Annotated in this window: 7 protein-coding genes and 1 pseudogene; 4 read left to right on the top strand and 4 right to left on the bottom strand. The window is 70.5% G+C overall.

Going from position 1 to position 9,758, the window contains the following annotated elements:
• Positions 1 to 233: 233 nt before the first annotated feature.
• The 3 genes and pseudogenes from E6R60_RS09125 to E6R60_RS09115 form a co-directional block, all read right to left on the bottom strand.
• On the bottom strand, positions 234 to 452 hold the full coding sequence (locus E6R60_RS09125; RefSeq protein WP_136325925.1) for an MbtH family protein: 219 nt from the start codon (positions 450 to 452) through the stop codon (positions 234 to 236).
• Positions 453 to 953: 501 nt separating this feature from the next.
• Positions 954 to 1,675: pseudogene (locus E6R60_RS09120) on the bottom strand (NADP-dependent oxidoreductase); the annotation flags it as partial.
• A 508-nt stretch (positions 1,676 to 2,183) separates the two neighbouring features.
• Positions 2,184 to 2,876 (bottom strand): SDR family oxidoreductase, encoded by a 693-nt coding sequence (locus E6R60_RS09115; RefSeq protein ID WP_136325924.1) that lies wholly within the window; start codon positions 2,874 to 2,876, stop codon positions 2,184 to 2,186.
• A 113-nt stretch (positions 2,877 to 2,989) separates the two neighbouring features.
• Between E6R60_RS09115 and E6R60_RS09110 the strand changes: the two genes are divergently transcribed.
• Positions 2,990 to 3,547: a TetR family transcriptional regulator gene (locus E6R60_RS09110; RefSeq protein WP_136325923.1), complete on the top strand. Its 558-nt coding sequence runs from the start codon at positions 2,990 to 2,992 to the stop codon at positions 3,545 to 3,547.
• A gap of 192 nt (positions 3,548 to 3,739) precedes the next feature.
• On the top strand, positions 3,740 to 5,143 hold the full coding sequence (gene lpdA, locus E6R60_RS09105) for a dihydrolipoyl dehydrogenase (RefSeq protein WP_136325922.1): 1,404 nt from the start codon (positions 3,740 to 3,742) through the stop codon (positions 5,141 to 5,143).
• A gap of 261 nt (positions 5,144 to 5,404) precedes the next feature.
• Here the strand turns inward: lpdA and E6R60_RS09100 are convergent, their stop codons facing one another.
• Positions 5,405 to 6,541 carry an MFS transporter gene (locus E6R60_RS09100; RefSeq protein WP_206309363.1) on the bottom strand — a complete coding sequence of 379 codons (1,137 nt, stop codon included), beginning with the start codon at positions 6,539 to 6,541 and terminating at the stop codon, positions 5,405 to 5,407.
• 371 nt (positions 6,542 to 6,912) lie between these two features.
• On the opposite strand from E6R60_RS09100, the gene E6R60_RS09095 reads away from it, so the two are divergent.
• A complete protein-coding gene (locus E6R60_RS09095; protein WP_136325921.1) occupies positions 6,913 to 7,140 on the top strand; it encodes a DUF5133 domain-containing protein in 228 nt (75 codons plus the stop codon).
• A gap of 375 nt (positions 7,141 to 7,515) precedes the next feature.
• Entirely contained in the window at positions 7,516 to 9,756 is a 2,241-nt protein-coding gene (locus tag E6R60_RS09090; RefSeq protein WP_240802464.1) for an FUSC family protein, read from the top strand.
• The last annotated feature ends 2 nt before the right edge of the window (positions 9,757 to 9,758 follow it).

Raw genomic sequence — 9,758 nt, 5'->3', positions numbered from 1 at the left:
GCGGCCTTCATGAATCAGAGAGGAATCACGCGGAAGTCAACCGGTGATTCACGACAGCCATATGAAAGCGGCATGAAATCTTGCGGACACGATATGATCGATGACCACTTCTACCTGATCGATTTTGCCCGAATGTGAGCACACTCGATCAGGCAGAAGTCTCAGAACCCGCAGACACCCAGAGGCGAGCGGACACCCCCGACGACCCGGGGCTCTCTCGCGGCCCGGAGGCCCTATCCCGTGCCGGCCTCCATCGCCCGCACCAGACTCGCGGGTCGCATGTCCGTCCATGCGGCCTCGATCGCATCCAGACACTCCTGACGCGATCCCTCCGGTCCCCCCACACTCCAGCCGCCCGGGATGTCGAGATGCGCCGGCCACAGCGAGTACTGACCCTCACCATTCACCAGCGTCACGAACCGCCCCGACTCGTCATCAAAAGGATTGCTCACGACCGCCCCCTGTCCCGTTCTCACGCTTTCCACGACATGTTCATCAGCGATTTTCGGACACGCTTGCGCAGATCAATTCCCTCCGTCCACGCCCCCGCCTACCCCCCGTTGCGGAGCACTAACGGCCACGCACGACGGAATTACGGTGGACCTGGATACAGGGAGGCCGCGCCGACGGGCCCACCAAGACTTGCCCGGATTGACCCGTCCCGTGCAATCACAATAGAGGACCCTCAACGGCCGAAGACGCGAAATCCAGCCCATTGCCTGCGAGTCCGCAATCCGGCAACCACTCCCCGGCTCGCCCCCGACATATGCCAACGCGCCCTCAGGGGAAACATCCAGCCACCCGGTGCCCCTATTGTGCGCGTATCACTGATTACGACCCGAACGAATCCGGATAACCGTCGGCGTGCGCCCGCAGACTCTCCGGCACGAACAAAATCCGCCGCGCCCCCGTGCGCCGGTCACGCGCCCCACCCCTGCCCGGCCGGGCGAAGTCGGGTGCGGTCCCGCCACGCTGATGGCCAGGCCGCCGGGCTTGAGCACGCGCAGGGACCTGGCGGGGTTCTCGCCGCCGAGGCTGTCGAGGACGACGTCGTACCCCCGAGGACCTCTTCGAAGTCCTGGGTGCGGCAGTCGACGACGACGTCGGCACCGAGGTCGCCGGCCAGGCCGACCTTGGCGGTGCTCACGGTGGTGGCCACGTGCGCGCCCAGCGCTTTGGCCGGCTGGACGGCGATGGAGCCCAGGCCGCCGGCGCCCGCGTGGATGAGGACCTTCTGGCCCGGCCGCATCCGCGCCCGCTCGACCAGGGCCTGCCATGCGGTCAGGGCGACCAGAGCTAGGGAGGCGGTCTCGGCCATGGTGAGGGTGGCCGGCTTGGGCGCCAGGTCGTCCTGGTGGACGGCGATGCGTTCGGCGAACGTCCCGATGCGGTCCTTGTCCGGGCGGGCGTAGACCTCGTCGCCCACCGCGAAGCGGGTGACGGACGGGCCGGCCCGGACGACCGTCCCGGCGAGGTCGTTGCCCAGCACGAGCGGAAGGCGGTACGGCATGAACGCCTTGAAGTCGCCCTTGCGCACCTTGAGGTCCAGCGGGTTGACGCCGGCCGCGTGGATCCTGACCAGGACGTCGTCGGCACCCACCTCCGGTTCGGGTACCTCGGCGGCGCGCATCCCGGCCCGGCCGCCGTACTTCTCGACCATGAAGGCCTTCCTCATCGTCTCCGTTCTGTTCCCGTCCGTGAGAAGGCGGGGTTCCACTCGCGCCGGGCTTCTCCCGTACGAGACAGTTGTGTTGTTTCCGGGCTGCGGCGCGGGCGCACCGCGCGCTCCCGCGTTCCCCCCTCAGGTCACGGGGCCGGTGCCGCGATCGACGCCGCCTCCCTGGAGCCGGTCCGGGGAGGCGGCGCTCCCCTCGTACGGCACGCCGAGCGACACTGCTCCGGCATCGGACGGGTGTCCTGCTCGTCGGTCAGCTGGACATCGAAGGCGCCGAGGTGACTGCGGAGCCGGGAGAGGTCGCGGGCCGATGATGGGGGCGCTCGCGGCCGCCACGGAACGGGTGGCGCGCTCGCGCACCCGGAACACCCGCTGGGCGGGAGTTCGCGATGCCGAGCGCGTACTCGGAGACACGCGGTCGGGTCCGGTGTCCGAAGGCCGTGCCACACACGGGAGGTCCGTGCGCGAGGGGCGGGGAGGCGGCCGCGCCGGGGTGGAGGGGTGAGCGTCAGCCCGCGTTCGGCTGGGGTGCCGCGGACAGGCTCTGCTTGACGTACCGGCTGGTCTCGTCCGCGAGGATCTCGGGCAGGCCGGTCTCGATGCCGGACAGGGCCTGGGCCGCGACCTCGGCGGCGGCGACCTTCTGATCGGCGGGCACGGCCGCGGCCATGTCGGTGTCCATGTAGCCGACGTGCAGCGCCGAGACGGTGATGCCGCGCGGTGCCAGCTCCTCACGGGTCGCGTCGGTCAGCGCCCACGCTGCGGCCTTGGACGCGGCGTAGGAGCCGAGACCGGCCGGGTGGAACCAGGACAGGGCGGACAGGACGTTGAGTACGGCGCCGCCGCCGTTGCCCTCGATGACGGGGGCGAATGCGCGGGTCGCGGCGAGCGGGCCGAAGAAGTTCGTCTCCATCTCCCGGCGGACCTCGACCGTGTCGCCTCCGATCAGGGTCGCGCCGGTGGAGACGCCCGCGTTGTTGATCAGCAGGGTCGCGTCGGACGCCACGCGTGCGGCCTCCTTGACCGACGCCTCGTCGGTGACGTCCAGCCTCAGCGGGATGACGCCCGGCACGTCGACCGTCTCGGGGCGCCGGGCCGCGCCGTACACCTTCGCGCCGCGCTCGATGAGCTGGGCGGCCAGGTGCCGGCCAAGCCCCCGGTTGGCGCCGGTGACGACCGCTACCGCATTGTCGAGTTCCATGTCCGCTCCTGGTCCAGCAGGCGCCTCGGGCCACCCGCACGATTTAGATTATGCATCCAATCTAAACACAGGCCTATGATAGATGCCAGTCGACATCCAAATGGGAGGCGGTCATGGGCCGCGTATCGCAGGCACAGGCGCAGGAAAATCGCATGCGGGTGGTGGACACCGCATCCCGGCTGTTCCGGGAGCAGGGCACACAGGTCAGCGTCGCCGACCTGATGAAAGCGGCCGGCCTCACCCACGGCGCCTTCTACAAGCAGTTCGCCTCCAAGGAGGCGCTCGTCGACGAGGCCACCGCCCACGCCTTCGCCCAGCTCTCGCAGCGCTACACCGCCGGGCTCGAGCACGACGGGCGGCGCGGGGCGGCCCAGCAGACGCTGATCGACACGTACCTCTCCGTCGAGCACCGCGACGACGCGGCGGGGGGCTGCCCGGTCGCCGCGCTCGCCGGCGACATCGCGCGCGAAGGCGGCGGGCCGGAGGCCCGTCGTGTCTATGCCGAAGGGGTGGCCGGCTTCGCCGGCTTCCTCGCCACCGACGACGAGGACGGCCTCGTCCGCCTCTGCACCCTGTTCGGCGCGCTGGTCCTCTCCCGCGCCACCAACGGCTCCCCCCTCTCCGAGGAGATTCTCGAGGCCGCGCACGCGGCTTTGACGGAAGGAGACTGATCACCTCCCGGCTACCCTGTACGGCGGCGGCGAGGCGGGACAACCCACTGCCCGCCCCTGGTCCACGCCTGACCCCAGCGTGCACGAGCCGCCCCTCCACCAGACCGGGACAGTGGGCGGCTCGTCGTCCCGCGATGTGACTGCCTGCCGCCGGCAGGACGATGACCCGGGGCAACAAGAAGGAGAACGTCCATGAGCAGCACGCACTTCGACGTCGTCGTCCTCGGCGCCGGGCCCGGCGGCTACGTCGCCGCGATCCGCGCCGCCCAGCTGGGCAAGAGTGTCGCCGTCATCGAAAAGCAGTACTGGGGAGGCATCTGCCTGAACGTCGGCTGCATTCCCTCCAAGGCACTGTTGCGCAACGCCGAACTCGCCCACACCTTCCACCACCAGGCCGCGCAGTTCGGCATCTCGGGCGACGTCAGCTTCGACTACGGCGCGGCCTACGACCGCAGCCGGCAGGTGGCCGACGGCCGGGTCAAAGGCGTGCACTTCCTCATGAAGAAGAACGGCATCACCGAGATCGACGGCCACGGCACCTTCACCGACGCCCGCACCATCGACGTCGCCCTCACCGCCGGCGGGAGGCAGACCGTCACCTTCGACGACGCCGTCATCGCCACCGGCTCCACCGTGAAGCTGCTGCCGGGCGTCGAGCTCAGCGAGAACGTCGTCACCTACGAGACGCAGATCCTTCAGCGTGAGCTGCCCGCCTCCATCGTCATCGTCGGCGCCGGAGCGATCGGCATGGAGTTCGCCTACGTACTGCGCAACTACGGTGTCGAGGTCACGATCCTCGAATTCCTCGACCGGGCCCTGCCCAACGAGGACGCCGAGGTGTCGAAGGAGATCACGCGCCAGTACAAGAAGCTCGGCGTCACCCTCCTGACCTCCGCCAAGGTCGAGGCCGTCAAGGACGAGGGATCCTCCGTCACGGTCACGTACACCACGGCCGACGGCAAGCGGTCGGAGATCCGTACCGACAAGGTCCTCATGTCGGTCGGTTTCGCCCCGCGCACCACCGGATACGGCCTGGAGAACACGGGCGTCGCCCTCACCGACCGGGGCGCCGTCGCGATCGACGAGCACATGCGGACCTCGGTACCGCACCTGTACGCGATCGGCGACGTCACCGCCAAGCTCCAACTCGCCCATGTCGCCGAGGCGCAGGGCGTCGTCGCCGCCGAGACCCTCGCCGGGGCCGAGACGATGCCGCTGGGCGACTACCGGATGATGCCCCGCGCGACGTTCAGCCAGCCGCAGGTCGCCTCGTTCGGGCTGACCGAGCAGCAGGCCCGCGACGAAGGCCACGACGTACTGGTCGCCAAGTTCCCCTTCACCGCCAACGGCAAGGCCCACGGCCTCGGCGAACCGGGCGGCTTCGTCAAGCTCGTCGCCGACGCGAAGCACGGCGAGCTCCTCGGCGGACACATGATCGGCGCCGACGTCGCCGAACTCCTCCCCGAGCTCACCCTCGCGCAGAAGTGGGATCTGACCGCCGCCGAACTCGCCCGCAACGTCCATACGCACCCCACCCTCGGCGAGGCACTCCAGGAAGCGTTCCACGGCCTCACCGGCCACATGATCAACCTCTGACTCCGGGGGGCCGGCCGGACAGTCGGCCCCACCAGAGCCAAGCAGCGAGGCGGGCCGGGTCCGCGCCCTGTGGGCCGCCCCGCGGACGCCCCCACCGCCCCCGCCAAGGCGCTGCTCCTCCTCCGCTTCGGCGGATCCGTCACTACCCCGTACACCCCGGATGTCGGCGGGGCGGGCCTTCGGCGGCGGGTTCGGGTTCAGGGCGGCATCCCGTACGTCCGCCCCGGACCACTGGCGGGAGGGAGTCACTCCGACGGTGCGCTACTCCCTCTCCTGCTCCCGCTTTCGACCTGCCGGGGCACCCAGTCGTCCGCCAAGTATCACCGCGCACGCCCCGACGGTCAGCAGCCCGCCGGCGAGGAATGTGCCGCGTACGCCGGCGAGCGGCAGGACGAGTCCTCCGAGCGCGGCACCCATCGCGATTCCGGCGTTGTAGGAGCCGGAGTTGGCCGCGAGGGCCATGTCCGTGCGGCCCGGTGCGCAATGCAGCATCGCGTTCTGGGCAGTCATGAACACCGGTCCGAGGGCACCGCCCATCAGCGACAGGAACACCACCGCCGCCACCGGATCGGTGCCGACCGTGTACAGGCCGAGCATGCCCACGGCCTGCGTGGCGAGGGCGGTGGTCAGGGCGGCCCGGGGAAAGCGGTCCAGCAAGGCGCCTGTGATGCTGACCCCGGCCAGACACGCCACGCCGAAGGCCACGAGCAGGGCAGTGACCGCGCTCGGGGAGAACCCGCTCACGTCTTCCAGGAACTTCACGATGTACGTGTATCCCGTGAACGCCCCGGTGGCGGAAAGGGTCCCGGCCGCCAGCACGATCCTGAACCGGCGGGCGTCGGGATCGATTCCGTAGGCGGCCGGCTCCTCCTCCGGACGCGTAGTCGGCAGCAAGGTGGTGATCGTCACCAGAGAGACGAGCGCCAGAGCCGCCAGCATGGCGACAGGCACCGGCCAGCCGTTCCGCCGGCCCAGCCACGTCCCGAGGGGAACGCCGAGCACGAGGGCGAGCGAACCGGCGAACGAAAGGGCCCCGACCACACGCCCACGGACCTCGGGGCCGAACAGGCCCACCGCGACCGGCCCCATCACAGCCCAGAACAGCGCCTGGGCGAGCGCTGTCAGCAGGCGTGCCCCGAGGAGCAGCCAGTACGACGTCGCCGACGCCGCAACCAGACTGGACAGCACCAGCGCGGCCAGCAGTCCCGTGAGCGCATGCCGTCGTGGCACGGCGCGCATGACGTGGGCGAGAGGCAAGGACGCGACGGCCACCGTCACGCCATAGCCGGTGACCAACAGACCGACCGCTGACACTGACACCCGCAGGCTTTCGGAGAGGGGTCCGAGAAGGCCGATCGGCAGGTTCTCCGCGGTGTTGAAGGTGAAGGCGGCCAGCATCAGGGCTGCGAGCACCGCCGACCGGCGCCATGCTGCCGGTTGTGCCGTGACCACGCGGTCTCGTCCCGGCCCGGCCCCTCGCGTCTGTTCCGTGGCATCGCCCATGGGGCTACCTCATGGGGCTCGCCGATTCCGGCGCAACCGAATTCCTCTGGCGTGAGGAGGGCGCCTGCACGATCGAGCCCCGCGTCGGCGGCGGCCCGGTCCCGTCGGTCGCATGAGCCCCGGCGGAGCGCGGTGCGGCGTCGCGTCCCGGTCACGTCGGCGCGGATCGGCCGGAGATCAGCACCGAGGGTGGTGTACCGCCCCGGGGCCGGGGTAGGCGAGGCGCTGAATGACCCACGTGTGTGACGACGACAAGGAGACGCCCGGTGCTCATGGCACACCCCGCGGTCCTGCGGAATCTCATCGAGCAGTACGACACCCTGAGCATTCTGCACGCTGAAAAAGGCGACGCCGAAGTCCGGCAGCGGATGGACGACATCGCCTACACGCTGTGCGTTTCCACCGGCACCCGCGACATAGACGCCGCCCTCATCGCGGCGCGCCACCAACTGCCCGGCGCGCGCCCTCAGGACGACTCCCTCCTCACTGCCTGACGGACCGCTGCCGCCCGCACTCGCACGCGTGCTTCCTCGGCAGGACTGCGAACAAACCCGTCCTTGCCGAGGCGTAGGTGTCCCGTGCCACCGGTGCGCCTGGCCGACCGGTCCCGAAGGGTGGTCCTCACACGCCTGCGCGCCGCACGCTCCGCCCCCCCGGACCGTGCGGCGCGCTGCCGCGTGCGACGGTCGCGTCGGCGAGCGGGCCGATGCTGACGTCGGCCAGCGGCCGACGCCGGCCGGCCCGCCTTCCGGACACCGACCCGTGATCATCCGCCGGTCCGTTGCCGTGCGATGCTGAACGGCAGGCGAATCACGGCGGTCAGCGGGCGAAAGTGCAGGGTGAGGGCAGTGCGGCGGCGGGGCGGGGCCATGGTGTGGGATCGGTTCGCGGCATCGGATCCGGGGCTGCTCCGGCTCACGGCAGGGCTGCGAACCGTCTCGGCGATCGCCCTGACTCTGGTCGTCCTCGCGCTGCTCGACACGGGGGTCACCTACATGGTGGCCGGTGCGATGACAGCGATGACCTCCACTTTCGCGATCAAGGACAAGGGCGTACGCGACCAGGCGGTCACCCTCGCACTCGGTCTGCCGGTCGCACTCGTCGCGATGTCGCTGGGCCCGCTGCTGGCCTCGCAGGTCGTGGCCGGCGACCTGTTCTTCGTCGTCCTCATCTTCGGTGCCGTCTACTGCCGGCGCTTCGGCGACCGAGGTAAGGCACTCGGCCTCATCGGCTTCCAGATCTACTTCCTCGCCCTTTTCGTCGGCGCCTCGACGTCCGCCCTGCCCGCACTCTGGCTGTCGGTGGCCGTCGGGTTCGGCTGCAGCGCGGCGGTGCGCTTCGGCCTCGTCCCGGAGACGCCCTCACGCGTCCTGACGCGCCTGCGTGATGCCTTCCGGACCCGGCTGGCGCAGCTCGTCGCCATGCAGATCGAGTTGCTCGACGCGGGCCCCGAGCAACTGGAGAAGGTGCTCGACGACATGCGGCGCCGTACGGCGCGACTGCACGAGGCCGCGCTGATGATCCAGGGCCGTCTTGAGGAGGGCACGCGGGACGCGGACGAGGCGGCCCTGCTGCAACGCCGGGTCGCCGACGCGGAGATCGCCACGGAACGGCTGGGAATGCTGCTGCTGAACGCCCGCAGTGTCGAGAGCGCGGACACCCTCACCCTTCATCTGCCGCACGCCCCCGTGCGACTCACCGATGACTGGAGGCCCGCGGCCGAGGACGACGCGACCATCGCCCTGCGCCGGGACCTCAAGGCTCTGCACCTCCTGGTCAGCCGGCCCGCGGCGCGCGACGGGGGAACCGCGGTGGCCCACCTACGCAACCGGCTGCTCGGCTACCGTGACGAGGAGAAGCTTCCGTCCGCCCCCGCGGGCATCCAGGACGCCTTTCGCGGCATCGGCGAGGCCGCCCGGTCCGTCCTGGGCCTGCGCCTCGCGCTGGACGGCCCTCAGGACGAGTCCGACGACTCCCCGGCGACCACGCGTTCCCGCGAGGAGTTCGACGCCGAGGACATCGCGCTCGCCTCGGCCGGGAAGCCGGAGGCCGCAAAGGACCCCGGCGGACTGCGGCGTCCCACCACGAGGGCGGCCTTCCAGGTGTCCGTCGGCTCCGTCCTGGCCATGATCGGCGGGGAGCTGCTGTCCACCCAGCGCTGGTACTGGGCCGTCCTCACCTGCTGGGTGGTCTTCCTGAACACGGCTTCCACCGGCGAGATCCTGGTCAAGGGGTACCGGCGGCTCCTGGGCACCTTCCTGGGCGCCATCGCCGGCGTCGCACTGGCGGGACTGGTCGGCGGCCACACCTGGCTCTCGTTCGCGCTGGTCCTCGTCTTCATCTTCGCGATGTTCTTCACGGCACCGCTGTCGTACGCGGTCATGTCCTTTTTCGTCACGGCCATGCTGGGCCTGCTGTACACGCTGCTGAACTCCTACAGCTTCGACGTGCTGGTGCTGCGGATCGAGGAGACCGCGATCGGCGCCGCATGCGGGGTCGTCGCCGCCGTCCTGGTGCTGCCGGTGCGCACCGACCGCCGTACCGACGAACTGCTGGGAACGGTCCTCGAACGGCTGGGGGACGTCGTGTCGGCAGCGGTGGAGCAGCTCAGCGGCGGGCCCGCCTCCGACCTGCTCAGCAAGGCCCGCAGTCTCGACACGGCCCTGGACGAACTGCGGGACTCCACCGGCCCGCTGACCCTTCCGGTCACTCCCCTGCGCGGCCGGCGTCGGACCGTCCGCTACCTGGTGGCGCTGTTGGAGACCTGCGCCTACCACGCCCGCTCACTCGCGGCGACCGCCGAGCTGGTCCCGCAGAGCAAGACCATCGCGGCCGACCCCCGCCTGCACGGCGCCGGACAGCGGATCGCCCACAACATCGGGGTCCTCGCGGCGTATGTCGAGGATGAAGGGGCCGCGGGCGAGGTCGAGTCGGGTGCCACCATCGCCTCGACGCTCCGGGACGACGGTTCCGGTACGCAGCCCTCCGGCACGGTGACGGTCCGCGTGCTGCGTCACCTGCAGCGTCTCGACGAAGGCGTGGTGGGCCTCGCCCGTCCCCTGGCCGTGCCTGTCGCCGAGCGGGCCGAGGCCGGGGCCGAGCGCGGCTGAGG

The sequence above is a fragment of the Streptomyces sp. A0642 genome (genome assembly GCF_004795105.1).
In the GTDB taxonomy this organism is placed as follows: domain Bacteria; phylum Actinomycetota; class Actinomycetes; order Streptomycetales; family Streptomycetaceae; genus Streptomyces.
The sequence above is the reverse complement of the archived record's forward strand: the minus strand, read 5'-3'. Positions and strand labels throughout refer to the sequence as shown.